Origin of the sequence: Streptomyces cavernae, assembly GCF_004023625.1 — a bacterium.
Taxonomy (GTDB): Bacteria; Actinomycetota; Actinomycetes; order Streptomycetales; family Streptomycetaceae; genus Streptomyces; species Streptomyces cavernae.
Genome location: NZ_RPDJ01000008.1, coordinates 1 through 26,843, shown reverse-complemented (window position 1 = coordinate 26,843; position 26,843 = coordinate 1). Strand labels below are relative to the sequence as shown.

The following is a 26,843-nucleotide window of genomic DNA, read 5'->3' as shown; positions in this document are numbered from 1 at the left end:
GGGGGCCGGGGGGGAGGGGCCCCAGGGAGGACTGCGACCCACGCACCGGCCGGGCGCGTCTCCCCCGCAACGTACATGCAACGTCACGCGGCCTACCGTCGCGCCGTGAGCTGCCCGAGGGCCGGGCAGCGCTTCTCCGGGAGGCAGAGCCGCATGACCCGTTACGCAGCGCCCGGCACCGAAGGGGCGATCGTCTCCTACGAGGCGCGTTACGACCACTTCATCGGCGGGGAGTACGTGCCGCCGGCGCGGGGGCAGTACTTCGAGAACCCGAGTCCGGTGAACGGGCAGCCGTTCACCGAGATCGCACGGGGCACCTTCGAGGACGTGGAGCGCGCGCTGGACGCGGCACACGCGGCCGCGCCCGCCTGGGGCCGCACCTCCGTGACCGCCCGTGCCGACATCCTGCTCAAGATCGCCGACCGGATGGAGGCGAACCTGGAGAAGCTGGCCGTCGCCGAGAGCTGGGAGAACGGCAAGCCGGTCCGGGAGACGCTGGCCGCCGACATTCCGCTCGCGATCGACCACTTCCGGTATTTCGCGGGGACGATCAGGGCTCAGGAGGGTTCGCTGAGCGAGGTCGACGACGACACGGTGGCGTATCACTTCCATGAGCCGCTGGGTGTCGTCGCGCAGATCATCCCCTGGAACTTCCCCATTCTCATGGCGACGTGGAAGCTCGCTCCGGCCCTTGCGGCGGGCAACGCGGTCGTGATCAAGCCGGCTGAGCAGACCCCGGCCTCGATTCACTACTGGATGAGCCTGATCGCGGACCTGATCCCGCCGGGTGTGGTGAACATCGTCAACGGTTTCGGCGTGGAGGCGGGCAAGCCGCTGGCGTCGAGCCCGCGGGTCGCGAAGGTGGCGTTCACGGGCGAGACCACGACGGGGCGGCTGATCATGCAGTACGCCTCGGAGAACATCAAGCCGGTCACGTTGGAGCTGGGCGGGAAGTCGCCGAACATCTTCTTCGAGGACGTCTGGGCGAAGGACGACGACCTCCGCGACAAGGCGCTGGAGGGGTTCACGATGTTCGCGCTGAACCAGGGTGAGGTGTGCACCTGTCCGTCGCGTGCGCTCATCCAGCGGGGCCACTACAGCGAGTTCGTCGAGGCGGCGGTGGCTCGCACCGAGCTGATCAAGCCGGGGCATCCGCTGGACACGGACACCATGATCGGCGCTCAGGCCTCCAACGACCAGTTGGAGAAGATCCTTTCCTATCTGGACATCGGCCAGCAGGAAGGCGCGAAGGTTCTGACGGGCGGTCATCGCATCGAGTATGACGGGGAGCTGGCGGGCGGGTATTACGTCCAGCCGACCATCTTCGAGGGCGACAACCGCATGCGGATCTTCCAGGAGGAGATCTTCGGCCCGGTCGTCTCGGTGACGTCGTTCGACGAGTTCGACGACGCAATCAAGATCGCCAACGACACGTTGTACGGGCTCGGCGCCGGTGTGTGGACTCGGGACATCAACACCGCCTACCGGGCCGGCCGTTCCATCCAGGCGGGCCGGGTCTGGACGAACTGCTACCACGCGTACCCGGCCCACGCGGCATTCGGCGGCTACAAGCAGTCCGGCATCGGCCGGGAGACCCACAAGATGATGCTGGAGCACTACCAGCAGACGAAGAACCTGCTGGTGAGCTACTCGCCGAAGAAGCTGGGCTTCTTCTAGGCGCAGAAAGAGGGCGCCTGACCTGGGCAGATGCCCGCCAGGCGCCCTCCTGGGCGTACACTTGGGCGTCGTCTCATTCGGAGTGCTGGGTAGTCTGCCCATGTTCTCCGGCCGGGGCGAGGTTCACAGACCCTTGCCGCGGTAACGGGCCGGCCAGACACCGGACTTACCGGGGGCGATGATGCCGTTGGGATCCAAGGCGTCCTTGATGGCTTCGTGGAACTTCAGCAGAGCGCCGTCGCCCCAGTTGTAGGTGCCCATGACCTGGTCCATGAGGGCGTTGTGGGTGCGGTATTCGCCGTATCCCTCGGCGGCGGCCTCGTCGATGAGCAGCCGGGTCAGGGCGAGGGTCTCGTTCCGCGCCGTGGCGTCCTGGGTGTCGAACAGCAGCAACGCGATGTGGTGCATCTCCCGCAGGCCTACGACGAACTGGGCCGCGTAGTCCTTGGCGTACTCGTCCGCGCGCGAGCGCACCATCCGGAACTGTTTCATGGCGTCGCGGCCCACCGGTGGGGAGATCGGGGAGAAGCCCACATGGCCCGCGCCCGGGATCCAGTCCATCAGTTTCATCTCGCTGAGGCTGGGGATCCCATTGTTGATCTTGTGCCGGTCCTGCAGGACGTGGGCGCCGCGGTCGTGGCGCTCCTCGTGGGTTTGGAAGCGGGAGCCGGGAATTTGGCCGAAGGCATCTTTGATGATTCCGTAGTTCATCTCGATCAGCTGGGGCGGGCCGTAGAGGGTGCCGTAGAAGTTCCAGTAACCGAGGCCGAGTTCCTTCTTCATCCGCTCGATCGCCTCGGGCGGCAGTGGACCGTCGCCGTCGTACCAGTCGGCGCGCTGCGAGACCACGGCCGCGTCGAGGATGATGTTGCGCAGTACGGGGACGTTCTGCAGTGGCGCCATGTTGATGCGCAACGGCAGCATGATGTCCACGATCTGCTCGAGGTCACTCTCGTTCTCGAAGGTGATCTGGTACGTCATGGATGCGGGCGGTTTCTGCATGAGCGCGATGCCCATCTTGGTCACGATGCCCAGGTTGGACTGGGTGAACATGCCGTCCGGGTAGGGACCGAAGCCATACGGGATCAGCTGCCATGTGGTACTGCCGGGCAGCGCGCCCATCCCGGTGCGCATGACGTCACCCTGCGGCAGCACGACCTCCATGCCGGTCTGCCACATGAAGTGGTCGCCGTAAGGCGTGTAGCCGGCGCCACGGTCGAGGGCGTTGCCCACGACGCTGCCCCAGCCGAGGTCGGGACAGTCGATCATGAGGCTCGGCGCGTGGGCCTCCAGGTACTCGTGGAGGTCGAAGTACGTGACGCCGGGTTCGAGCAGGGCGTAGCCGAGCTTCTCGTCGACTTCAAGGATCCGGTTCATCCGCTCGCCGGTGTTGACGACGACGGCGCCCGACAGGCGCGGGGCCGAGCCGCCGTAGCCGTTGTTCCTGCCCGTGGAGATGACCGAGAGCGGTATTCCGTAGCGGTTGGCGATGCGGACGACCTCCTGCACCTGTTCGGTGTCGCGGGGGGAGATCACCGCCGAGGCGAGGTGGGCGTCGGCGTCGCCGACCGGGTAGGGGTCGTGGAAGCGCGCCAGTTCGGCCTCGTCCGTACGGACGAACTCGTCGCCGACGACGTCCCGGAACGCCGTGAGGGCCGAGGTGAAGTCCTCGTCGCTGACGCCGGGGGGAAGGGTGCGGGTCATGTCACTCCTGGTGTGCGGAATGCGATGGGCTCGGGAATCGGTCAGTCGGCGTCGAACAGGAGGACGGGCTTGATCGTGGAGCCGTGGCGCGCATCCGCGACCGCCTGGTTGATCTCGCTGAACGGGTAGGTCGTGACGATCTTGTCGAGGGGTGGCCGGCCCTGCCGGTGAAGTCCGGCGAGCAGCGGGATCAGCGACTCGGGGTCCGCGTCGCCCTCGGTAACGCCGACAGCCGAGGCCCGACGAGCAAGTCCTGGTACTCGAGGGCGCGTTCTGTGTCGGGCGCTGTCGCGCCGACGGCGGCGGTGCGTCCCAGGGTGCCGAGGGCGTCGACCGCGGTACGCAGTACACACATGTCGACGGTGGTGTCGACGGCGTGGTCGAGCCCGGTGCCGCAGGTGTTCCTGTCCAGCGCCTTGGCGACATTTTCGGTCGCCGGGTTGATCCGGTGGGTCGCGCCCAGTTCGAGGGCCACGTCGAGGCGGTGGTCGACCAGGTCGATCGCGACGTCGCCGGGCGCGACGCGGGTGACCGCCGAGCCGACCGCTTCGACGACGCCGGCACCCTCGTGGCCGATCACGCCCGGCAGGGCGAAGGGGATGTGGCCGGCCTGCACGCCGAGGTCGGTGTGGCAGAAACCCGCGGCGACCATGCGGACGAGCACCTCCTCCGCTCGGGGGTCGTCGAGCTCGACCTGTTCGAGGCTGAAGGGCCGACCGGGCCCCTCCAGGACGGCGGCGGTGGTTGTCGTGAGCATCGTTGCCCCTCTGAGCTCGTGCTGTGCGTCACAGCGACGGTGCACGGCGACCGTGGCAGGGGGCCGCCCGTACCGGAGGGGGTGGATTACCCGATGCGCTACCCGATTGCCGGGCCCCGCCTGCCGTGGGCATGTGCGTGGCACATGCGCACTCGGCAGGAGTCTCATGCGGCGTACGTCATTCGTCGCGAGTGGGCCGTTCGGCACCGAATCCCGCTGCCGACGTCTCGATTCATTCCGGTGGGCGGTGCCAAGCTGACTTCGCGATGGACGAGACGTACGAACGGCGGGCAGCGCGGCCCCCTGGCAACCTGCCGGTCATTGCGAGCAGCTTCGTGGGCCGCCGACGTGAACTGGCCGAGGTCAGGCGGCGGATGGAGGCATCCCGGCTGCTGACGCTGGCCGGCCCCGGGGGCGTGGGCAAGACTCGCCTCGCCCTGCGGGCCGCCGAACTCGCCCGGAGGGCGTTTCCGCACGGAGTGTGGTTCGCCGACCTCACCGCCGTCGACGACCCCGACCGGCTCGCCGATGCCCTCGCCGCGGCCCTGGACGTCAAGGACCAGTCCCACCGGTCGGCGTGGGAGCAGGTGGCTGACCACTTGGCCGACCGCCGACTGCTGGTGGTGCTGGACAACTGCGAGCACCTCGTCGTCGCCTGCGCCGGGCTCGTCGATCACCTGCTGCGCCGGGCACCGGGTCTGCGCGTGCTGGCCACCAGCCGCCAGCCCCTTGGCATCCCTTGTGAACACGTCCTCGCGGTTGATCCCTTGCCCGTGCCCGCCGGGGAAGCCGCCCCGGCGGCCGAGGTGCTCACCGCCTATGAATCCGTCGCCCTGCTCGTCGACCGGGTGACCGCCGTCCGGCCGGACTTCAGCGTGCGCGAGGACAACCGCGAAGCGGTGGCCCGTCTGTGCGCCCGCCTCGACGGCCTTCCGCTCGCCATCGAACTGGCCGCCACGCGGCTGCGTTCCTTGTCCGTGGAGCAGGTCGCAGACCGGCTCGACGACCGTTTTCGCCTGCTCACGCTGGGCAGTCCGGCCGCCGTGTCACGACAGCAGACGCTGCGCGCGCTGATGGAGTGGAGCTACGACCTGTGTTCGGAGCAGGAGCGACTGTTGTGGGCCGGCCTGTCCGTCTTCCCCGCCGAGTTCGATCTGGACGCCGTTGAGGGCATTTGCGCCGGGCCGGGCATCGGTATCGACACCGTCGATGTCCTCGACCTGGTCGACGGGCTCGTGGCCAAGTCGGTGCTGTCGGTGCGCCCGGACCTGCCGCGGGCGCGGTACCGCATGCTGGAGACCATCCGGCAGTACGGTCGCGGCATCCTCGCCGACAGTGGTCTCGAACAGGACCTCCGCCGTCGGCACCGCGACCACTACCTGCGTCTGGCCGTCCACTCCTGTGAAACCTGGTGCGGTCCGGGCCAGGCCGAGAACCTCGCCCGCCTGCGCACGGAGCGGGACAACCTGGAATCCGCCATCGACTGGTCGCTGTCCGAGCCGGGCGAGTCCCGGTCCGCGCTGGTCCTGGTGTCGGCGCTGCGCTACGAATGGACGGTCGGCGAGCGGCTCGCGCCTGGCCGACGACGGCTCGACCAGGCCCTGAAGGCCGCGCCCGAACCTGAACCCGAACGCGGTCACGCCCTGTGGACCGCCGTCTGGACCGCGTTGCTGCAAGGTGATCGCGACGCCGCCGCGGCGTGGCTGGAGGAGTGCGCGCAGATCGCCGAGATGTACGACGACGACCACCTTCGTGGTTACGCGTGCCTGCTTTCGGGCAGCGCATCCCTGTTCGCCGGCGACCCCGCCGGGGCCGCCCGTCACTACGCGGAAGGCATCGCCTTCATGCGGCGGTTGGAGGACGTCGCCGCCGTGCTGTGGGGGCTGTTCCAGCACACCATCGCCTTGTCCCTCAGTGGTGACAGTGCTTCGGCCCGGGCAGCCGGTGCGGAGGCGATCCGCATCGCGCGGGAGCGGGGCGAGACCTGGGCCCGGTCGGAGGCGATGTGGGCGTGCGCTTACGACCGCTGGGTCACGGGCGATCAGGATGTCGACGTGGCCGAGCTTGTCCGCGAAGCACTCGACCTGACGCCGAACGGCAACCAGCTCGGCATGGTGCTGGACGTCGAACTCCTCGCGTGGATCGCCGGGTCACGCTCCTGCCACGACGAGGCCGCACGGCTGCTGGGGACCGCGACGGCCCTGTGGGAGTCCCTGGGCACCGGGATCGAGGCATTCGGTCCGGCCCTCGCCCGTCATTCGGCCCGTTGCCGCGCCGGCGCGAAGTCGGCCCTGGGACGATCCCGCTTCGACGCTCTGGTCCAGCAGGGCCGCGCCCGCCCGATGGACATGCTTCGCCCGCCCGGTGCACCGGCCCGTTCCGGTGCGCCTGACCGGGCGGGCGTACCGGAACTCACCCGCCGGGAACAGGATGTGGCCCGGCTGATCGCCCGGGGTCTCACGAACAAGGCCATCGCCGGTGAACTCGTGCTGTCTCCGCGCACGGTGGACGGTCATGTGGAGCGGCTCTTCGACAAGATCGGGGTCAACTCGCGCGCCCAGGTGGCCGTCTGGCTGGCCCGGCAACGTCAGGGAGCCCGTCTTCCGGACGACTTGTGAGACCGGGCCGACACAGCCGGGACGGTGGTACGCGAATCGGGTTACCCATCCCGTAGAAACCCCCTGTCCCGCCGCGTGCCGGGGGTCGACGATCGGCGTCGTCATGCTCCGCAGCCGAGTTGACCGAAGGAGATCACGATGAGCACGGCCGCATATCCCGCCGCCGACGTCGACCTGTTCAGCGACGAGGCGCTCGCCGATCCCTATCCGCGTTTCAAGGCGCTGCGCGACCTGGGACCCGCTGTCCATCTCACCCGTCACGACCTGTGGTTCGTCTGCCGCTACGAGCAGGTACGGGCGGCCCTCGGTGACTGGCGGACGTTCTCCTCGGCACGCGGTATCGGCCTCAACGACGACTTCAATGGCGCATGGGACGGTGCGCTGATCCATCAGGACCCGCCCTCGCAGACCCAGCAGCGCAAGCTGTTCACCGAACGGCTGTCGCCGCGTGCGCTGCGGTCGGTGGCCGAGAACATCGACCGGCGTGCCGAGGAACTCGCTGCCGCCCTCGTCGAGCGCGGCGACTTCGACGCCGTCACCGACCTCGCCCAGGACCTCCCCATCCGCGTGATCATGGATCTGATCGGCTGGCCGCAGAAGGGGCGCGACGAGCTCCTGGACATGGCGGCCGGATGGTTCGACTCCGGCGGCCCGGCCGGAGCCCGCACGTCGGCCGCTGAGCCGAAGGTGCAGGCACTGATGGCGTATCTCAGTGAGGTCGTCGCCAAGGAGGACCTGGTTCCGGGTGGGTTCGGCTGGAACGTTCTGGAGGCCCACAAACGGGGCGAGATCCCCGTCGAGGGCGCGACCGGGCTGTTGGCCGGGTACGTCGTCGCCGCGTTCGACACGACCGTCTCCGTGATCTCCAGCGGTGTCTGGCTCTTCGCCCGCCACCCCGAGCAGTGGGAGGTGCTGGTCGGTGAACCCGCTCTCGTTCCGGCCGCGTTCAACGAGATCGTGCGCATGGAGAGCCCGATCCAGGTGTTCTCCCGCGTCACCACCCGCGACGTCGACCTCGGAGAGGGCGTCGTCATTCCGGCGGGCGCCCGGGTGATGCACAGCTACGGTTCCGCCAACCGCGACGAGCGCCACTACACCGACCCCGACCACTTCGACATCCGCCGCAACCCCCTGGACCACCTCGGCTTCGGATTCGGCAACCATGCCTGCGCGGGCCAGGGCCTCGCCAAGCTGGAAGCCCACGCCGTCTTCAAGGCCCTTGCCGCCCGCGTCGAACGGATTGAACTGACCGGCGAACCGGTCCGCGCGCTCAACAACATCACCCGAGGCTTCAGCAGCGTGCCGGTACGAGTCCGCTGACATCACCGGCCACGATCCGGTTCCGGCACGGTCGCCGTGTGTCGCGCTCGGAGGTGTCGCTCACCGCGGTGCTCTCTGTGGGGGCCGACGCGCACCGCGCGGCAGTCAGCCGCGCGGCGGTACCAGTCCCTGCCGTACGGCGAAGAGCGCCGCCTGGGTCCGCGAGGTGAGCCGGAGCTTGCGCAGCAGATTGCTGACGTGCGTACGGGCCGTACGCTCGCTGATCACCAACTCGTCGGCGATCTGCTGGTTGGACCGTCCCTCGGCGACGAGAACGAGGACGTCTCGCTCCCGGCTGGTGAGTGAGCCGAGCCCGGTCGGCGGCGAGACGATCTCCTGGGTGAGCCCCCTGGCCACGGCGGGATCGAGGAAGACCTCGCCACGGGTCGCCGCGCGGATAGCGGAGACCACCTCGCCGGCCTCCGCGTCCTTGAGCAGATAACCGGCGGCCCCCTGCGCGAGGACGGTGTGGACACGCTCCATCTCGCCGAAGCTGGTGAGCACCACGACGCGCACCCTGGGGTGATGTTCCTTGATCAGTCCGATCGCCGTGGAACCGTCCATCCTGGGCATAAGCAGGTCGATCAGCACCACGTCCGGCAGCTCGCCAAGGGCCGCCATCGCGTCCAGCCGGGTGAGGGCCTCCTGCCCGTCGGCCGCTTCCGCGGCGACCTCCATGTCGTCCATGACCTCCAGATAGGCACGGATGCCGCGGCGTACGACGGCGTGGTCGTCCACGATCAGCACCCGGGTGGGCCGGGGTTGTCCGGTGCTCAGAGCGGCACCGTCAGTGCGGTGTTCGTGGAGTTGTCCGGATCCTCGGGGGAAGAGTCCGGCACCTGGACGGGCAGGGGTATGACCACGCGCACGGTCGTACCCTTCTCCGCACGCGACTTGATCCTCATGGTGCCACCCCATCGTGCAGCCCTTTCCCGCATGGTTGTCAGTCCGTAACCCTCCGTGCCTCCCCTTGAGCCGGAGCTCCGGTCGCCCTCCGGGGGAACCGGGTGCCCGCTCGGGTCCCGCAGTCCGCGGCCGTTGTCCGAGACGCTCGCGGTCAGTGTGTGGCCGTGGACGCCGAGGCGGACGATGGCGAAGGTGGCCTCCGCGTGCTTGACCACGTTGTGGATGGCTTCCGCGGTGATCCGGTAGGCGTCCTCGGCGAGTTCGGGGTCGATCGTGTCCAGCCCTTGTCCGAACCGGAGCCGGAAGTCCAGACCGGTCCGGTTCTCGGTGCTCTTGACGAGCGTGTTAACCGTCTCCTCCAGCCCGAGGTCGGCGGTGGAGGACGGGCGCAGCTCGTGCACCATCGCCCTCAGGTCGGCGAGGACGGTCCGCGAGAGCGTTCCGATCTCGTCCGCGAAGCGCTGGACGGCCTCAGCGGGCACCGGCCCACCGCGGGTTGCGAGCACTCCGACCGCGTTGGCCTGCATGCCGATCGAGAACACCTGCTGGACGATCGAGTCGTGCAGATCCCGTGCGAGGCGCTGGCGTTCGTCCTGCCTGGCTCCGTCGCGCTCGCTCTGGAGCAGTGTGGCGTAGTCGACGGCGAGGGCGGCTTGTTCAGCCATGGCGGCGAGGAACTCCAACGTCCGGGTGCCGATCTCCTGTCCCGGGGCGAAGTACGCGTTGAGCACGCCTTCGGCTCGACCGCGCACCGTCAGCGGCACGCTGACGAAGGAGTCCCACGTCAGTTCGGCGAGGTAGTCGTGCAGCGGTTCCCAGGCCGGGTCCTCGCGGATCTGGGACCACCGGTGGGGGACGACGATCGGTTTGCGTTCCCTCAAGGTGTCCATCATGCACAGCCGGGCGCCTCGGTCGCGGCACTCCAGCAGGCGGTCGAGGAACGTGTCCGAGCGTCGTAGCCCCGCGGAGCCCATCAGCCGCAGTTCCCGGCCGGTGCTGTCCAGGGTCAGGATCTGCACCCCGGCCAGTCCGTCGGTCTGGACGATCTGCCGGGCGACGGCGTCCAGGGTGGAACCCAGTGATCCCTCGGAGGCCAGGGAGACGGACGTCCGTGCGATAGCCGCGACTCTGCGGTAGCGGTGTCCCTCGTCGGTCACGTCGCGAAACGAGACGACCTCGAGACTCGGGTTCGTCGGCAGGCCGCGGGCCCGGTAGGCGAACTCGCGTCGTTCCCCGGAGCCGGTCGTCCAGTAGGCCACCTGCTCGTCCGGCTCGTCCTCCAGCAGCCCCGGGCAGGCGGTTGGCCTCCTCGTGCGAGCGAACGGAGCGGGAACACCGATCAGGTCGGCCTCCCTGCGCTCGCCGCACAGCGCGACGGCCGCGGGGTTCAGCTGGACGAAGCGGCCGGTGCTGTCCACCACGGCGAGGCCGTCCATCGCGGCCGCCGCGACGTCCCGCCACTCGACGAGCGGTGAACCGGGCATGAACTACCTCCTCAGCTGCGCGACGCCCCCACGGGTGGTGCGTTTGAATGCGCGAACGGACCTGGTGGCGGGGAGGGTGGGGGCACGGCCGACGGCAGTATCGTAGCCCGGCGCGCCTGCGACGGTGCTACGTCATTTGACCTGTTCATCGCCTGTCGAAGCGCCGCGTGGGTTCAGTCATTGCTCGGGTTCCCCGTCGAGCCGCACCTGCCTAGCCTGGCTTTCACGTCGCCGTTTCCCGCACCCGGGACGGGGTGCGGCGAGGCAGCTCACGGGGTGGATTCGGCCGCACGGTCGGTCCGAGTTCGCGCTGCCCGGCTGTCCGAACCCTCAGGACGAGGAGGTCCGAGCATTGGACGTGTCCATCGGCACGATCTGGGAGGCGGTCTCCCGCGCCCTGCCCGATGCCGTCGCCATCATCGAGCCCGGCCGGGAACTGACCTACCGGGAGTTCGACGATCGTGCGTCACGGCTGGCCGCCGCGCTGGAGGATGCCGGGGTGCGGGCGGGCCACACAGTGGCCTGCTACCTGTACAACGGAGCCGCGTATCTGGAGACGGTCTATGCCGCGTTCAAGATCGGCGCCGTTCCCGCGAACGCCAACTACCGCTACACCGGCGATGAGTTGTCCGAGCTGCTCACGGACGCCGACGCGGCGGCACTCGTCTTCAGCGGCGCCCTGGCCGACCGGGTCACGCATGCGGCCGGACATGTCCGCACACTGAAGCTGCTCGTGCGGGTGGGGGATCCCCCCGCCGAGGGCCCGGCCGGTCCCGCGGTGCCGGAGCTGGAAGAGCTGCTCGCGACGCACGCACCCCGCGCGGCCCGGCCCCGGCCCGGATCGGACCGGCTCTTCATGTACACCGGCGGCACCACAGGCAAGCCCAAGGGTGTGATGTGGCAGCTCGGCGACCTGCTCCACTCCATCCCGATCCTCCGGCAGGCCGGAGTCACCGAACTGCCGAAAACGCTCGACGAAGCCGCGTCGAGCGCGGTCGCCGCCCGCCACGAAGGCAGAGCGCCTACCACCATGCCCGTCGTCCCTCTGATGCATGCCACAGGGCTGTTCAACACCATGGGCACCCTGCTGGTGGGCGGCCGGGCGGTCATGGCACGACAGGGCGGACTGGATCCGGTCCACGTTTGGCAGACGCTCGCCGACTGCGAGATCGACACACTGCTCGTCGCGGGTAACGCCGTCTGCCGACCGCTCGTCGACGAACTGGTGCGCGCCGAAGACGCCGGTACACCGTATGACCTGAGTTCCCTTCGAACGATCCTCAGCTCGGGCACTGCGCTCGACGACCGGCTGAAGACGGCGCTGCACGAACGCTCCGCCGTCACGGTCGTCGATGCCATCGCCTCCAGCGAGGGCGGTCCCTTCGCACTGGCGGTCACCTCGTCGGTGCGGGAGCTGCCGGCCCGGTTCTATCCGCTGCCCGCGACCAGGGTGATCGGCGACGGTGACCGTTTCGTCGGGCCCGGTAGCGGTGAGACGGGGGTTCTCGCCTACTGCGGGCCGATGCCGCTGGGTTACTACAAGGACACCGGGAAGAGCGCGCGGACGTTCCGCACCATCGACGGGGTCCGGTACTCCATACCCGGCGATCTCGCCCAGATCGAGGCCGACGGCGCCATCAGGTTCCTCGGGCGCGGCTCGGGCGTCATCAACACCGGCGGGGAGAAGGTGCACCCGCAGGAGGTGGAGAACGTGCTACTGACGCACCCCGATGTGACGGACTGCGTGGTCGTGGGTGTACCCGACGAGACGTGGGGCGAGCGGGTGGCCGCCGTCGTGGCGGTCGCACCGAGCGCCGCCGCCACCGGTGAGGAACTGTGCGACTGGGTCCGGCGGAGCCTCGCCGGCTACAAGGTCCCGCGGTCCATCGTGCTGACGGGCGCCCTGCCTCGTACACCGACGGGCAAGCTCGAGATCGCCTGGGCCAGGAGGGTGGCCCAGAACGTCGGTCCGGCGGGAGGCTGACGGCCCGTCCCGGGGCAACGGTCCGCTCCAGGGCCGCCCACAGGCGAATGCTTGAGAACTTTCAGTTGAGCCGACCGTCTCGGCGACCGCGCGCCCGTTGTCCAGCAAGGAGCGCGCGGTTCGCGGCCAGGCCGTCAGTTCCCGTCGGCGACCGCCTTCGTCGCCATGTCCGCGCCGATCCGCGCAGCGTCTCGGCCTCCTCCGGTCTGATCCGCTCCGTCGCGCGGGCGGCGATCAGCTCCTCGAGGAGCATGCGGGCGACTCGGCGGCCCGCCGCCCGGCACACGAGCTCGTCGGAGGACGAGCACGTCGGCATTCCGGCACGCGCCGACCGTCCGACCGACGCGCCGATCCCGTCCCGTCCCGTCCGATCCAAAGGAGTCCCGATGACCCCCAACACGTCCCAACCCTCCGACGGCGCCTTGCTGGTGATCAGCGCCCACGCGGGCGACTTCGTCTGGCGGGCCGGCGGCGCCATCGCCCTTGCCGCCGAACGCGGTCAGCGCGCGAAGGTGCTGTGCCTGAGCTTCGGCGAACGCGGAGAGTCCGCCCGTGCCTGGCGGGAGGGCCTCCGCCTCGACGAAATCAAGGAACTGCGCCGTACGGAGGCCACCGACGCAGCCGCCGCGTTGGGCGCGGAGATCGAGTTCCTCGACGCCGGGGACTACCCCCTGCTGGAGTCACCGGAGTTGGTGGACCGCATCGTGCGCGTGTACCGCGAGGTGAACCCCGCAGTCGTCCTCACGCACACCCTCGCGGATCCCTACAACGGCGATCACCCCGCCGCCGCCCGCATGGCGCTGCAGGCACGTGTGCTGGCCCAGGCGGTCGGCTATGACGCGCCCGGCGAACCGCTCGGTGCTCCTCCTGTGTTCTTCTTCGAGCCGCACCAGCCCGAGCAGTGCGACTTCAAGCCGAACGTCCTGCTGGACATCACGACCGTCTTCGACAAGAAGCGCAAGGCCATGGAGTGCCTGGCCGCTCAGCAGCACATGTGGGACTACTACACCGACCTTGCCAAGCGCCGGGGGGTCCAGCTGAGGCGGAACGCCGGTCCCAACCTGGGCCTTCCGCACGGGACCATGGGCGAGGCGTACGTGCGGCTCTACCCCGAGACGACGGGGGTGCTGGCATGACGTCGGCGACGCATATCTGGGTGCCCTTCCGCGACACGTCGCTGTTCGTGAAGCTCGCGCGGGGGGCGGACCCCCCGGACGGCGCTCCGGGTCACCAGGAGTTGTTGGCCACCGTCGTCCCGTCGGACGGCGTCACGCGGGACGACCGCTACGACGAACCTCTGTGGCGGGTCGACGCCGCGTATCTGCACGCCGTGGTGGAGGCCCTCTGGACCACGGACCACCCGCTGCACATCCACCTCGACCAGGCACCCCGGGCGGCCGGGAACCCGGCGGGCGCGACGAATGACGTAGGCGGGTCGTGACCTTCGGCCGTCCGGGTCCGGTCATTAGCGCGACGACCTGTGCGTTCCTCGCGACTAGCGTCGAACGTGGCACCGCACCACCGACCGTGCCGAGGAGATGACGCACATGACGAGCCCGTCGACCGCCGCTCTGGACGCGCTCCGGCTCGGGACGGCCGCGGCCGCGACCAGCCCGGCGCCACGCGAGACCGAGTACGACGGCATGGTCACCGTACTGTCCCGGCAGACGGCGGCGGACGGCGTCGTGTCCCTGGTGCTCGCACCGCACGACGGTGTACCCCTGCCGCCCCGGCAGCCGGGCGCGCACATCGACGTGGTCCTCCCCACGGGCACCGTCCGCCAGTACTCGCTGTGCGGCCCCACAGCCGTCACCGACTGCTGGCGCATCGCGGTGCTGCGGGAGCCCGAAGGACGCGGCGGATCGCAGTGGATCCACGACAACGCCCGCAAGGGAAGCGAACTGCGGATACGCGGCCCGCGCAACAACTTCCCGCTGCGGCAGGCGAGGCGGTACCTGTTCGTCGCCGGCGGCATCGGCATCACCCCTCTGCTGCCGATGATCGCCGAGGCCGATGCGGCCGGGGCCGACTGGTCCCTGCTCTACGGGGGCCGGAGCCGCGCGTCCATGGCGTTCCTGTCCGAGCTGGAGGGCTACCGCGAGCGCGTGACCGTACGGCCGCAGGACGAGTACGGCCTCCTCGACCTCGCCGGCCACCTCGGCGAACCCGACGCCTCCACCCTGGTGTACTGCTGCGGCCCGGCCGGGCTGATCGACGCGGTCGAGGCCCACTGCGCCACCTGGCCGGCGGGATCGCTCAACGTGGAGCGGTTCGCCGCGGCCCCGGGGCAGCACTCCGGTGACGGCGAGGGCGACGAACCGTTCGATGTGGAGCTGCGCTCGTCCGGGGTGACACTCACCGTGCAGCCGGGTCAGTCGGTGCTCAGGGCCGTGGAAGCGGCGGGCGCACCGGTCATGTCCTCCTGTGAGGAGGGCATCTGCGGTTCCTGCGAGACCGCCGTCCTGGCGGGCGAGATCGAGCACCGGGACTCCCTGCTCACCGATGACGAGCGGGCCGCCGGCGACACGATGCTGATCTGTGTCTCCCGCGCCCGCGGCCGCCTCGTCCTGGACCTCTGACTCCTGGACCTGACTCCTGGACCTCTGACTCCTGGGCTCAGTCCGCCCCAAGCAAAGACTTCGAAGAGAAAGGCGTTGCCGCCATGCTCTCCTCACACGTGCGCAACGGCTGGTACCTGGGAGCCTGGTCCAACGAGATCGGCCGGACGCTCACCCGCCGCTGGATCACGGACATCCCGGTCTGCTTCTACCGGCTGCCGGGCGGCACCGTGACCGCCGTCGAGGACCGCTGCCCGCACCGCAAGTACCCGCTGTCGCTCGGTCATCTTGACAACGACGGCACCCTCCAGTGCGACTACCACGGCTACCGCTTCGACGGGCAGGGCGCGTGCGTCGGCGTCGCCGAGCAAGCCGACCGGCCCAAGGCCGCGCTGCGCCGCTTCCCGCTGGTCGAGAAGGACGGCGCCATTTGGATCTGGCCCGGCGACCCCGAACTGGCCGACGCGAGCCTGCTGCCGGACACCTCGTGGCTGACCGACCCGAACTGGACCCATGTGCACGGCGTCGTCCCGCTGAAGGCACGGCACCTGCTACTGGTGGAGAACCTACTGGACCTCACCCATGAGACGTTCCTCCACCCGACGAGCATCGGCAACGCGGCCGTCGCCGCCACTCCGATCGACGTCACCGTGGACGGCGACCGGGTCAGCTTCAGCCGCCGCATGATCGGCATCGAGGCCCCGCCGTTCTACGAGAAGTCCTGCGGCCTGACCTCACCGGTGGACCGCTGGCAGGACGGGGAGTTCCATCCGCCCGGCGTCTTCATCCTCCACATCCGCGTCGCGGCCACCGGCACCGAGGAACCGGAGGGTTTCCACATGAAGGTGCTGTACGGCATGACGCCCGGATACGGCAATGAGACGCACGACTTCTACGCCCTGGCTCGCGACTACCTCATCGACGACGAGGAGCTCAGCGAGTTCCAGCACAAGCAGCAGCTCGCGGTGATGCAGGAGGACGTCGACGCCCTGGAGGCCCAGGAGTTGATGTACGCCACGGACCCGGGCGGCACCATCGAGTCCAGTATCCGCTCCGATCTGGCCGCCCTGCGCGGACGCCGCGCGCTGGCGAAGATGCTCGCCCGCGAGCAGCCGGGAAACGTGTCGGCATGAGTGTCTTCGTCCTCCTGCACGGGGCCTGGCACGGCGGCTGGGTGTGGCAGCGTGTGGCACCGAGGCTGCGCGTCGCCGGGCACGAGGTACACACCCCCACCCTCACCGGGGTGAGTGACCGCGCCCATCTGCTCAGCCCCCAAGTGGGCCTGACGACGCACATCCAGGACGTCGTGGCCCTGATCGAGGCCCACGACCTGCGGGATGTGGTGCTCGTCGGGCACAGCTACGCCGGCCAGGTCGTCACCGGTGTCGCGGACCGCGTTCCCGAGCGACTGGCGAAGCGGGTCTTCCTGGATGCCTTCGTCGGCGACGACGGGGACGCGGCGATCGACCTGCTGCCCGCCACCATCGCGGGCCACTACCGGGAGTCCGTGGCAGGACCTGGCTTCGGCTGGCTCGTTCCGGTGCGCTCATTGACCGTTCTGGGTGTGGAGGAACAGTCGGACCTGGACTGGCTCCGCCCCCGGCTGACCCCGCATCCGTGGCTGACGTACACCGAGCCGCTCCGGCTGACCGGCAAGGCCGACCAGGTGCCCGGTGTCTTCGTCGAGTGCACCGACTGGATGCGGGTGTTCACCCCCCACGCCCAGCGCGCCGCCGCCCGGGGCTGGCCGGTCCACGAGGTCGCCACCGGACACGAGGCCATGGTCACCGCCCCCGGCGAACTGGCGGACCTGCTGCTGGATCTGGCCTGAAGCCCTGAAAGGTAGGACACCACGCATGGAATTCCTGGTACGCACCGAGAACACTCTGCCCCCCGACACTCCTGACGACGTCCGCGAAGGCCTGCGCAAGGGCGAGCGCGCACGGGCGCAGGAACTCCGCGAGGCCGGGATCCTCAAACGGCTGTGGCGGGTGCCGGGCCGTAACGCGACCATCGGTCTGTACGCGGCGGCCGACCCGGCGGAACTGCACGACGCCCTGGTGTCCCTGCCGATGTGGAAGTGGATGGAGATCACCGTCGAGGCCCTGGCCACCCACCCGCAGGAGAAGGCGCCGTGACCACGCGGGGCCCGCGCGTCGCGGTGGTCACGGGAGCGACGGGCGGGCTCGGCGGGGCCATCGTCCGCCGACTGAGCGCCGACGGATTCACCGTCGCCGCCCTGGACATCACCGAACCGGACGACGAGGCAGGGATCACGGGTGTACGAGCCTGGCGTTGCGACGTCAGTGACCCGGACGCCACGCGCCGCACCGTCGCGGAGATCGCGGAGACCCACGGCGGCATCAGTATTGATGTACTGGTGAACAACGCGGGCCTGCTGTCCGGCCGGAACAGTTTGCTGGAGACCACCCCGCAGGAACTGCACCGCTTCTTCGACGTCAACGCCGTCGGCCCCCTGCTCATGGTGCAGGCGTGCGTACCGTGGCTGGTCAAGAGCGCACATGGCGGGCGGGTGATCAACGTCGCCTCCCGCACCTTCTTCACCGGCTCACCGGGCCAACTCGCCTACGTCGCCAGCAAGGGCGCGCTGATCGGCATGACCCGGGTGATGGCACGCGAACTCGGTGGACACCGGATCACCGTCAACGCGGTGGCCCCCGCCCAGGTCGCCACCCCCGGCACCCGGGCCCACTCCGGCGACGAGGCCTTCGCCGCGACCATGCGGCAGCAGGCGATCCAGGAGTACGTCACCCCTGAGCACTTCGCGGGGCTCGTCTCGTATCTGGCCTCGCCGGACGCGGCCATGGTCACCGGCCAGACGCTCGTGTGCGACGGCGGCGGGCTGCTGCACTGACCGTCCCGGGCACAGCAACGGCAGACGAAGGGAGAGGAAGAGCCATGTCCACCAGCACACCCCGGATCACGGGCACCTACGTCTTCGACACCGCCGACAACCGGCGAGGCAGGGCACTGAACCGGCTCTGCGGATCGTTGAAGGACGTCGGCAACCGTGCGGAGTTCAGCGCCGACGAGGGCGCGTACTGCGAGGCGTACGGGCTCACGGCCGAGCAGCGGGAGGCGGTCCTGAGTCGAGACTGGACGCGGATGCTGGAGCTGGGCGGCTCCATCTTCTACGTGTTCAAACTCGCGGTCCTGGACCAGAAGTCCATGCAGTACCTCGGCGGCGTGTTCACCGGCATGACCACCGAGGAGTTCACCCAGGTGCTGAAAGCGGGAGGGCGGAGCTTTGGCTGAGGTGATATGGGGTCTGGCCACCTCGCATGTGCCGTCGATCGGCGCGGCGATGGACCACGGGAGGACGGAGGACCCGTACTGGAAGCCGCTGTTCGACGGGTACGCCCCCGCGCGGGAGTGGATGGCCCGGCGCACGCCGGACGTGGCCGTGGTTGTCTACAACGACCATGCCAACGCCGTCGACATGTCCGTCACGCCGACGTTCGCGATCGGCGCGGCAGCCTCGTACGACGTGGCGGACGAAGGATGGGGCAGCCGCCCGGTCCCCACTGTCGTCGGCGCCCCGGAGTTCTCCGACCACCTCATCGAGAGCCTGGTCGACTCCGCCTTCGACATCACGGTGCTCCAGGACCTCGCCGTCGACCACGGCCTGACCGTGCCGCTGTCGGTGTACTGCCCCGACCCCGGGGAGAGCTGGCCGTGCACTGTCGTTCCCCTCCTGGTCAACGTCATCCAGTACCCGCAGCCCACGGCGGCGCGATGCCTCGCACTCGGGAAGGCCCTCGGCGAGGCGATCCGTTCCTTCCCCGAGGACCTCAAGGTCGCCGTCTTCGGTACCGGCGGCATGTCCCACCAGCTCGCGGGCGCCCGGGCCGGACTGATCAACCAGGACTTCGACCGGATGTACCTCGACGCCATCGAGCACAACCCGGAGAAGCTGGCCGCGCTGACCCGTGAGGACTACATCCGCGAGGCCGGCTCCGAGGGCATCGAGCTCATCATGTGGCTGATCATGCGGGGCGCCCTCGGGCCACGGATCCGCCGCGTGTACGACGCCTACCACGTCCCCGCATCCAACACGGCGGCCGGGATGGCTCTGTTCGAGAACCTGGGCACGTGAGGTGCGGCGCGAATCGTGCCCTCCTTGTCCGGCTCACCCGTGCCCACCTCGCTCATCGCCGTCTGCCGGGAGCGGAACCTGACCTTACTGCAGGGCTACGGCACCGGCTCGTCGGGAAGCTCTCCCTGGTGGAAGAGGTGCCGGGCGGTGTACAGATGACTGTCGACGGCACCATCGAGGGCGGCGCGAAGCCGGCAGCGGTCCTGCAGAGCCTCTCCCGCTTCTACGCGTAGCACTCCGCGAGGGCTCCTCCCCCACACCGCCCCTACCCCGAGCTCTCGGCTCCGCTTGCGGGGCGCAGGTCCGTGCGAAGGGGAGGGGCAAGGCGGCGGGCGAGGCAACAGTTCCCTCGAAGTCCGCGGCGAACACGCCCTTGGCGCCGGCCGCGGGTGCGGTCGCCGCCCGCGCGGGCGCGGTCAGGGTGCCACCCGCGAGCAGTCGTGTGCCAAATGCCGGATGGCTCTGCGAAATGAAGCGTGGGAGGCTCCAGGGAGACTCGCGGGGAGCGCCGAGGGTTGCACGGCGGCCGGAAGTGGTTGCGGGAGACATGCGAGCGGACATGCGAGCGGCCGCTGCGGTGGAAGCCACCCGGACGCGGGTGGACGCGTTCCGGATCAGCGTGTGCCGTCGCGCTCCCGCCGCCTGCCGGCGGGCGCCGGCGAATCCGCTGGCCAGTCAGGCGTGCCGCCTGAACGCGCGATCCACCCCGACGAGGCGGTCCACGTCACCGCTAGCATCCCGGCGAACCGCTCCTCGTGGACACGGCTGCGCAGCAGTACGTCCACATCGTCGAGCGACAGGCCGCGGCAGGAGCGCGCCGGCGGGGCGCGGCGGTAGCCGCGCTGAGGCCGCAACGGCAGGGAGGCGATGAGGCATCGTCCTCTGCCGCCCGATTGCAGCCTTCGCCGCCCGGTTTCAGGGTCCTGAAAGCGTCGTGAAACAGCTCTGAATGCGCCTTGCCGCAACCTCTGCGGCATGACGACAACGACATCGCACTCTCCCGCCATCGCGGCCAAGGGGCTGCGCAAGGCCTACGGGGACAAGACGGTCCTCGACGGCATCGACCTGGTGGTGCCGGCCGGGACGGTCTTCTCCCTGCTCGGACCGAACGGCGCCGGCAAGACCACCGCCGTCAAGATCCTCTCCACGCTCATCACCGCCGACGCCGGCGAGCTGCGGGTCGGCGGCCACGACCTGGCCGCCGACCCGCAGGCCGTGCGTGCGGCGATCGGTGTCACCGGGCAGTTCTCCGCCGTCGACGGGCTGATCACCGGCGAGGAGAACATGCTCCTCATGGCGGACCTGCACCACCTCTCCCGTGGTGAGGGCCGCCGCACCGCCACCGAACTGCTGGAGCGTTTCGACCTGTTGGAGGCCGCGAAGAAGCCCGCCTCCACCTACTCCGGCGGTATGAAGCGCCGCCTCGACATCGCCATGACGCTGGTCGGGGGCCCGCGGATCATCTTCCTCGACGAGCCGACCACCGGCCTCGACCCGCGCAGCCGCCACAACATGTGGGGCATCATCCGCGAACTGGTCTCCGACGGCGTGACCGTCTTCCTCACCACCCAGTACCTGGAGGAGGCCGACGAGCTCGCCGACCGCATCGCGGTGCTCAACGACGGGAAGATCGCCGCCCAGGGCACCGCCGAGGAGCTGAAGCGGCTCATCCCCGGTGGGCACGTCCGGCTCCGCTTCACCGACCCGTCCGCGTACCAGTCCGCCGCCGTCGTTCTGCGCGAGGCCACCAGGGACGACGAGGCGCTGGCACTGCAGATCCCCTCCGGCGGCAGCCAGCGCGAGCTGCGCTCCATCCTCGACTGGCTGGACACGGCCGGCGTCGAGGCGGACGAGCTGACCGTGCACACCCCCGACCTCGACGACGTGTTCTTCGCCCTGACCGGCCCGGCCAACGTCCGCAGCCAGACCAAGGAGACTGTCCGATGAGCGCCCCCCTGGCTCCCGCCCGCCCGACCCGTCTCTCCCTCGCCGTACGCGACTCGAGCACGATGCTGCGCCGCAACCTCCTGCACGCCCGGCGCTACCCGTCCATGACCCTGAACCTGCTGCTCACACCGATCATGCTGCTGCTGCTCTTCGTCTACGTCTTCGGAGGCGTGATGAGCGCGGGCATCGGCGGCGGCGGCGCCGACCGCTCCGACTACATCGCCTATCTCGTCCCGGGCCTGCTGATCATGACCATCGGCAGCACCGTGATCGGGGCCGCGATCTCCGTCTCCATGGACATGACCGAGGGCCTCATCGCCCGCTTCCGTACGATGGCGGTCTACCGCGGTTCTTTGCTCGTCGGGCATGTGGTCGGCAGCGTGCTGCAGGTGCTCGCCAGCCTGGTCCTGGTCGGTGCCATCGCCGTGGCCATCGGTTTCCGGTCCACGGACGCCTCGGCCCTGGAGTGGCTGGCGGCGTTCGGACTGATCGCGCTGTTCACCCTGGCGCTCACCTGGATCGCGGTCGGGATGGGCATGGCCAGCCCGAACCCCGAGGCGGCCAGCAACATGGCGATGCCGCTGATCCTCCTCCCGCTCATCTCGAGCGCCTTCGTCCCCATCGACGCGATCCCGGGCTGGTTCCAGCCGATCGCCGAGTACCAGCCGTTCACGCCGGCCATCGAGACCCTGCGCGGCCTGTTGCTCGGCACCGAGATCGGCAACAACTGGTGGATCGCGCTCGTCTGGTGCGTCGGCCTGACCGCGCTCGGCTACCGCTGGTCGACGGCGCTGTTCAACCGCGACCCGAAGTAACCGCCATGACAGCGCGGGCCGCCTCCCGCAGCTCGTCCCGCCCCAGGGCGGCGTACTCCGACACCGCGTCGGCGTACGCCGCCCTGGCAGCGTTCCCGGCGGCCCCGACCGCCTGCCGGGCGCGGTCCGACGACATCGTCGGCTGGAAGTCGCGCAGCACCCGCAGCCGTTCGGCCAGCGCGATCATCCGTACGGCGGAGGTGTCCCCGGACGCGAGCCCCGCCATGCCAAGGGCGTACAGCGCCGTCCCGTACACCCAGAACTCCATGGGCGAGCCGGACGGAGCGGAGAGCAGGGTCCGCAGCCCTTGCCGCAGTCGGTCGACCGACTCCGCGACGAGCTCGAGTCGGCCGGCGTGCGCGTGCGCTGTGACCGCCACCGACAGGATCTGCAGCACCCAGCGGTCGAAGAAGGGGTCGCCGTTGTGTATCGAGTCGGCCGCGGGCAGCGGCTGCACAGCGGAGCGCCACAGGCCGAGCCCGACCTCCGTCAGTCCGCGGGCGAGCGCGATCTCGGCGCGCCCGAGGACGTTCATGCTGTAGTCGTCCTGCTGCGTGGTGTTGGCCCCGTCCGCCTGCCGCAGCCAGTACTCGGCCTCGTCGGGGTCGCCACGCTGAAGGCAGGCGAGGACGAGGCCCCAGCGGACGCCGATGAGGTCGTGCTCGTCGCCGAGCCGGTGCAGCGCCTGGAGCGCCGCCTTGAGGTGTCCGTACGCGGCTTCGCCCTGCTCCGTCTGCAAGCACAGCTCGCTCAGCCGGGCGTGGCCCATGACCTGCAAGAACGGGTTGTCGACCGGCGCCAGTGCGGCGATGATCCGCCGAGCCGAGGCGAGCGCGCCGTCGATGTCCTGCTCCGACTCCCAGACGTAGGTGGCGACGCACTCCGCGATGCCGGCGAGCAGCGGCTGCTCGCTGTCGCAGAGCCCCCGCAGCACTTCGTAGTCGGGTGGCAGCATCTCGGGGACCGCGCGCAGCACTGCCGCGGTGGCGCGCAGGAGCGTGTCCGGTGGGGCCGGGGGCAGCCGCCGGAGGGTGATGAGCTGGCGTACGGCGTGCGGGCCGTAGCCCATGAACAGGCTCACCGTGCACATCACCGCGGCGGCGCGGGCGACTTCGACGTATTCGGGCTCGGGGTGGTAGTGCGACAGCGGCGGGCCGGTGTCCGCGGCGAGGGCGGTGAGACGGGGATAGTCGGAGCCGATGGACCACAGGGCGGCAAGGGCGGCGGTGAGGGCGGCGATGGTGGGGCCGTCCGTACGGGCCAGGGCATGCCGCAGGGCCAGCACGAGGTTGTCCTGCTCTGCCCTGATCCGCTCCGAGGTGGTCAACGGTTCCGAGCCGAAGAGCCAGTCGTGGTGCGCGACCCCGAAGTCCCGTGCCCAGGTGAGGAACCGGTCGACGGCTTCCTCGTCCTCGCCCGCCTCCGCGCGCCGGGCCGCGCTGAACTCCCGTACGGTCTCCAGCATCCGGAACCGCACGCCGGCCGGGGTGTCGGCGACGGTGAGCAGCGACTGATCGGCCAACTGCTCAAGCAGGGCCAGCGTGTCCTCGCCGAGCACCTGCTCCGCCGCTTCGCCGGTGAAGCCGCCGGGGAAGACGGACAGCGTGCGCATGGCCGCCCTGGCGTCCTCTGCCAGCAGATTCCAGCTCCACTCCACGACCGCGTGCAGCGTGCGGTGGCGCTCCGGTGCGTCCCGTGCCCCGCCGCGCAGCAGTGCGAACCGGTCGCCGAGGCGGCGGGCGATCTCCGGCACCGACAGGACCCGCACCCGCGCCGCGGCCAGTTCCACGGCGAGCGGCAGCCCGTCGAGGTGGCGGCACAGCTCGGCCACCGCGTCCGGCGCCAGCTCCACACCGGGCCGGGCCGCCCTGGCCCGCTGCGTGAACAGTTCGATGGAGGTGCCGAGACGCAGCTCCGGCAGCGCGTACACCGCCTCTGAAGTGAGGCCGAGGGGGGCCCGGCTGGTGGCGAGCACCCGCAGGTCCTTGGACGACGAGACCAGGGCCTGTACGAGGTCGGCGGCGCCCCGGATGACCTGCTCGCAGTTGTCGAGGACCAGCAGCGCGGGGCCGGAGCCGAGCACCCCGAGGATGCCGGGCACCGGGTCGGCCGGGGCGTGGCCGCCCATGGCGCCGGGCCGCCCTTCGCCCGCGCCGAGCGCGGAGGCCACCTCCGCGGCCACGTCCGCGTCCGCGGTGACGCCGGCGAGCGGCACGAAGTACACCACGCGCTGTTCGGCCCGGCGGCTGACGGCGTGCGCGAGCCGGGTCTTGCCGAGGCCGCCGGGGCCGATGACGGTGACGGCGCGGGAGTCGCGCAGCAGCCGCCGCACCGCCGCGATCTCGTCGTCCCGGCCGAGGAGCGAGTTCGGCTCGTGCGGCACGCCGTGCCGGACCGCAGGTGCCTCGCCGCGCAGCAGCTCTTGCTGTAGGGCCTTGAGCCCTGCGCCCGGATCCGTGCCGAGCTCGTCGCGCAGCTCACGGCGGTACGCCTCGTACCGCATCAGCGCGGCGGAGGGACCCGCCGTCGCCGCCTCGCCGCGCAGCAGCTCGGCGAGCACTTCCTCGTCGCGGGGATGCTCCGAGGCGGCCACGGCCAGCGGTCCGGCCGCCTCCGCGTGCCGTCCGAGGCGGGCCAGCGCGAGCGCCCGCGCGCGTACGAGCGCGCTGCGGACAGGGGCGCGCTCGGTGCGTAACGCGGCCACGGGGTCGTCGGTGTCGCCGCCGCCGTCAGGGGTGCCCTCCCACAGCGCGAGCCCGGCCTCGGCCGCGGCCAGCGATCCTGCGTGGTCCCCTGCCCTGGCCCGGTCCGCGCAGGCGGCGGCGTGCAGCAGCAGGGCGGAGCTGTCGACCTGGTCCTCGGCGAGTGTGAGCCGGTATCCGGTCGGCGTGCTGACGATGGCGTCGGCGCCCAGCTGTGCCCGCGCCCTGGACACGAGGACCTGCACCGCCTTTCCCGGCCGCTCCGGCAACTCGTCCGGCCGCCACAGCCCTTCCACGAGCCGCTCGGTGCTGCAGCCCGTGCGCAGGTCGCCGGCGAGCAGCGCGAGGAGGCCGCGGAGCCGGGGCGCGGTGACCTCCTGTCCGCGATGGGCGACGCGCGGCAGCAGAGTCAGGTCGGTGGTCACCCGTGCAGATTAGCCAAGGGCCCGACGCACACCCGGTGGGGAGGTGCGCGGCCGCGGCGCGATGTTGGCCATGGACGCGATGATTCGCCGTAGAACCGGTGGAGCCGGACGAAGAGCGTGTCCCGGCCCCGGCCCTCGCCGCGCGCATCCGCCAAGCGCTGCCCGAGGCGGGGCTGCTTGTCCTGGGGCGGGCAACTGCGGCAACGTCTTGGGGTCTTCCGCCGCTGTCGGAGCTCTTACTTCCCCTCGTCCAGGACGGCGTCGCCGACCTTGATGCGGCGGGCCGGCTGTAGCCCTGGTGCGTCAGGGCTGCAGCCCAAGGCGTCGACCGGACGGCTCCGCCGCACCGGGCGCCGTGTGGACCGGCGAGGGACCAGCACCGGCTGCACGAGCCGGCGCCGGTCCACACCGCTGCGGGCGTTGATGAGAGCGATCAGCAGGTCGACCGCTTCGTCGCCCACCCGGTCCGGACGGAGGCTGATCGTGGTGACGGGCGGGGTCGTCATCGCGTAGTCCGGATCCTCACTGATGCATGCCACCAGCAGATCCTTCGGCACCCGAAGCCCGTGGTGCCGGGCGGCGGCCAGGATGTTGTGACCGGAGTCGGAGTAGACGCCGATCACGGCGTCCGGTCGCGGATCTCGGTTGAGCAGCCGGCCGACCGCGTTCCGTTCAGCCGTGAAGTAGTCGGGCAGCGAGGCGTACTCCTCGACGAGGGCGGGCATGTCGCGTTCGGCGCACCAGGCGGTGTAGGCGCATCCGATCAGGTGCGGGTACTGGTCGTCATGAAGCGGCAGGGAGATCCCGATCCGCCTGGCGCCGGCCTCCGCAAGGTGGTCGAGCAGGAGGCGCAGGCCCGCTTCGTGGTCCGTGTCCACCCAGGCGTCGCCCCAGCGCGGCTGGGGCGGCCGGCCCTCGCTGACCATCGGGATGCCACGCTCCCGCAGGAGGGAGGCCACCGGGTCCTCGGCGCGCGGTGCGGCGTGGATGACGCCGTCCAGCGGCGTGTTGAGCCACATCCACGGTGACAGTGAACTCGGCATCACCATGAGCAGGTAGCCGCGCTCGTGCGCCGCCGCCATCGCGCCCAGCGCCAGCTGTGCGTAGTAGGGGATCTCGGTGTACGGGACGGGAAGGTCGCCGTATGTCGTCATCGTCAGGCCGAGTATTCCGGTACTGCCGCGGGCCATGGCCCGGGCTGTGCTGGCCGGTGCGTAACCGAGTTCGCGTGCCGCGGCGAGCACGCGCTGCCTGGTCGCGTCGGACAGCCGTCCGGTGCCGTTGAGCGCGTTCGACACCGTGGCCGTGGACACCCCGGCCAGTGCGGCCACGGCGCCGAGCGTGGGACGCCGCCAGAGACGCGTGCTTTTCATGTGTACCCCAGCAGCCCCGTGATGGCTTGTGGTTAAGGCGTTAATCACTCAACGTACCGGGCGACGGCGGCCGGGACGGCCGCGGGTGGGGAATTGTCAAGCTCCGGATTCTTGCCACGACCGGAGCGGTATCAGGCCAGGACGCTCGGGTCCTCGCGACCTCGCGGGTGCCGGGCGTTGAGTGCGTCACATGGACAAGAGGGGAAGCGGTGGAGGCGACGATTTCACAGGTGCGGCGGGGCACCGTACTTCCGGTCGTTGCGGCGCGGTGGGCGCTGTGGTCGTTTGTGTTCGTCAACGTGGTGATCGTCGAGGTGTTGTTCTTCACGGTGGGTGAGGGCAAGAACGGGGTGCTCACGGTCGCCAAGTTCTTCGGGCTGCACGCAGCGGTGCTGATGCTGTTCCAGCTGCTGCTGGTGGCCCGGCTGCCGTGGCTGGACCGCCGGATCGGCATGG

The 26,843-nt window shown here is 70.2% G+C and carries 21 protein-coding genes and 2 pseudogenes; 17 read left to right on the top strand and 6 right to left on the bottom strand.

The window, feature by feature from the left end:
- The first annotated feature begins 153 nt into the window (after window positions 1-153).
- A complete protein-coding gene (gene adh / locus EF387_RS20275) occupies window positions 154-1,677 on the top strand; it encodes an aldehyde dehydrogenase (RefSeq protein WP_128378016.1) in 1,524 nt (507 codons plus the stop codon).
- A gap of 123 nt (window positions 1,678-1,800) precedes the next feature.
- Here adh and EF387_RS20270 read toward each other — a convergent pair whose 3' ends face one another.
- Window positions 1,801-3,381 (bottom strand): FAD-binding oxidoreductase, encoded by a 1,581-nt coding sequence (locus EF387_RS20270; RefSeq protein WP_128378015.1) that lies wholly within the window; start codon window positions 3,379-3,381, stop codon window positions 1,801-1,803.
- Window positions 3,382-3,571: 190 nt separating this feature from the next.
- Window positions 3,572-4,138 carry an alcohol dehydrogenase catalytic domain-containing protein gene (locus tag EF387_RS20265; protein ID WP_338058117.1) on the bottom strand — a complete coding sequence of 189 codons (567 nt, stop codon included), beginning with the start codon at window positions 4,136-4,138 and terminating at the stop codon, window positions 3,572-3,574.
- Between the two features lie 266 nt (window positions 4,139-4,404).
- Between EF387_RS20265 and EF387_RS20260 the strand changes: the two genes are divergently transcribed.
- Window positions 4,405-6,756 (top strand): ATP-binding protein, encoded by a 2,352-nt coding sequence (locus EF387_RS20260; RefSeq protein ID WP_128378014.1) that lies wholly within the window; start codon window positions 4,405-4,407, stop codon window positions 6,754-6,756.
- A 138-nt stretch (window positions 6,757-6,894) separates the two neighbouring features.
- Window positions 6,895-8,076 carry a cytochrome P450 gene (locus EF387_RS20255; RefSeq protein WP_128378013.1) on the top strand — a complete coding sequence of 394 codons (1,182 nt, stop codon included), beginning with the start codon at window positions 6,895-6,897 and terminating at the stop codon, window positions 8,074-8,076.
- Between the two features lie 105 nt (window positions 8,077-8,181).
- Here the strand turns inward: EF387_RS20255 and EF387_RS20250 are convergent, their stop codons facing one another.
- Both EF387_RS20250 and EF387_RS20245 read right to left on the bottom strand, forming a co-directional pair.
- The gene (locus tag EF387_RS20250; protein WP_128378012.1) at window positions 8,182-8,823 is read right to left on the bottom strand and encodes a response regulator; all 642 of its coding nucleotides are present in this window, start codon (window positions 8,821-8,823) and stop codon (window positions 8,182-8,184) included.
- Between the two features lie 26 nt (window positions 8,824-8,849).
- Window positions 8,850-10,466, bottom strand: a complete 1,617-nt coding sequence (locus EF387_RS20245; RefSeq protein ID WP_128378011.1) for a histidine kinase — start codon at window positions 10,464-10,466, stop codon at window positions 8,850-8,852.
- Between the two features lie 358 nt (window positions 10,467-10,824).
- Between EF387_RS20245 and EF387_RS20240 the strand changes: the two genes are divergently transcribed.
- The 13 genes and pseudogenes from EF387_RS20240 to EF387_RS20170 all read left to right on the top strand — a co-directional run bounded on the left by EF387_RS20240 (window position 10,825) and on the right by EF387_RS20170 (window position 21,887).
- On the top strand, window positions 10,825-12,450 hold the full coding sequence (locus EF387_RS20240; protein ID WP_238431624.1) for an AMP-binding protein: 1,626 nt from the start codon (window positions 10,825-10,827) through the stop codon (window positions 12,448-12,450).
- Between the two features lie 386 nt (window positions 12,451-12,836).
- Window positions 12,837-13,586, top strand: a complete 750-nt coding sequence (locus EF387_RS20230; RefSeq protein WP_128378009.1) for a PIG-L deacetylase family protein — start codon at window positions 12,837-12,839, stop codon at window positions 13,584-13,586.
- A complete protein-coding gene (locus EF387_RS20225) occupies window positions 13,583-13,891 on the top strand; it encodes a hypothetical protein (protein WP_238431606.1) in 309 nt (102 codons plus the stop codon). The genes EF387_RS20230 and EF387_RS20225 overlap by 4 nt, the downstream gene beginning before the upstream one ends.
- 106 nt (window positions 13,892-13,997) lie before the next feature.
- Window positions 13,998-15,029, top strand: a complete 1,032-nt coding sequence (locus EF387_RS20220; RefSeq protein WP_128378008.1) for a PDR/VanB family oxidoreductase — start codon at window positions 13,998-14,000, stop codon at window positions 15,027-15,029.
- An 83-nt stretch (window positions 15,030-15,112) separates the two neighbouring features.
- Entirely contained in the window at window positions 15,113-16,141 is a 1,029-nt protein-coding gene (locus EF387_RS20215; RefSeq protein ID WP_128378007.1) for an aromatic ring-hydroxylating oxygenase subunit alpha, read from the top strand.
- Window positions 16,138-16,839 carry an alpha/beta fold hydrolase gene (locus EF387_RS20210; RefSeq protein ID WP_128378006.1) on the top strand — a complete coding sequence of 234 codons (702 nt, stop codon included), beginning with the start codon at window positions 16,138-16,140 and terminating at the stop codon, window positions 16,837-16,839. The genes EF387_RS20215 and EF387_RS20210 overlap by 4 nt, the downstream gene beginning before the upstream one ends.
- A 25-nt stretch (window positions 16,840-16,864) precedes the next feature.
- Window positions 16,865-17,146, top strand: a complete 282-nt coding sequence (locus EF387_RS20205) for a muconolactone Delta-isomerase family protein (protein WP_128378005.1) — start codon at window positions 16,865-16,867, stop codon at window positions 17,144-17,146.
- Window positions 17,143-17,883, top strand: coding sequence for an SDR family NAD(P)-dependent oxidoreductase (locus tag EF387_RS20200; protein ID WP_128378004.1), 741 nt, complete (start codon window positions 17,143-17,145; stop codon window positions 17,881-17,883). The genes EF387_RS20205 and EF387_RS20200 overlap by 4 nt, the downstream gene beginning before the upstream one ends.
- Window positions 17,884-17,927: 44 nt before the next feature.
- Window positions 17,928-18,284: a protocatechuate 3,4-dioxygenase gene (locus tag EF387_RS20195; protein WP_128378003.1), complete on the top strand. Its 357-nt coding sequence runs from the start codon at window positions 17,928-17,930 to the stop codon at window positions 18,282-18,284.
- 1 nt (window position 18,285) lies between these two features.
- Window positions 18,286-19,125: a class III extradiol dioxygenase subunit beta gene (locus EF387_RS20190; RefSeq protein WP_202918335.1), complete on the top strand. Its 840-nt coding sequence runs from the start codon at window positions 18,286-18,288 to the stop codon at window positions 19,123-19,125.
- Window positions 19,126-19,217: 92 nt separating this feature from the next.
- Window positions 19,218-19,358: pseudogene (locus EF387_RS20185) on the top strand (MaoC family dehydratase); the annotation flags it as partial.
- 742 nt (window positions 19,359-20,100) lie between these two features.
- The gene (locus EF387_RS20175) at window positions 20,101-21,072 is read left to right on the top strand and encodes an ATP-binding cassette domain-containing protein (RefSeq protein WP_128378001.1); all 972 of its coding nucleotides are present in this window, start codon (window positions 20,101-20,103) and stop codon (window positions 21,070-21,072) included.
- Window positions 21,069-21,887 (top strand): ABC transporter permease, encoded by an 819-nt coding sequence (locus EF387_RS20170; protein WP_128378000.1) that lies wholly within the window; start codon window positions 21,069-21,071, stop codon window positions 21,885-21,887. Before EF387_RS20175 ends, EF387_RS20170 begins: the two co-directional genes overlap by 4 nt.
- On the opposite strand, the gene EF387_RS20165 is transcribed toward EF387_RS20170, so the two are convergent.
- On the bottom strand, window positions 21,868-25,014 hold the full coding sequence (locus EF387_RS20165; protein ID WP_128377999.1) for an ATP-binding protein: 3,147 nt from the start codon (window positions 25,012-25,014) through the stop codon (window positions 21,868-21,870). The genes EF387_RS20170 and EF387_RS20165 overlap by 20 nt on opposite strands.
- A gap of 236 nt (window positions 25,015-25,250) precedes the next feature.
- Window positions 25,251-26,387 (bottom strand): LacI family DNA-binding transcriptional regulator, encoded by a 1,137-nt coding sequence (locus EF387_RS20160; protein ID WP_128377998.1) that lies wholly within the window; start codon window positions 26,385-26,387, stop codon window positions 25,251-25,253.
- A 230-nt stretch (window positions 26,388-26,617) separates the two neighbouring features.
- Here EF387_RS20160 and EF387_RS20155 point away from each other — a divergent pair.
- A pseudogene (locus EF387_RS20155) lies at window positions 26,618-26,843 on the top strand (oxidoreductase); the annotation flags it as partial.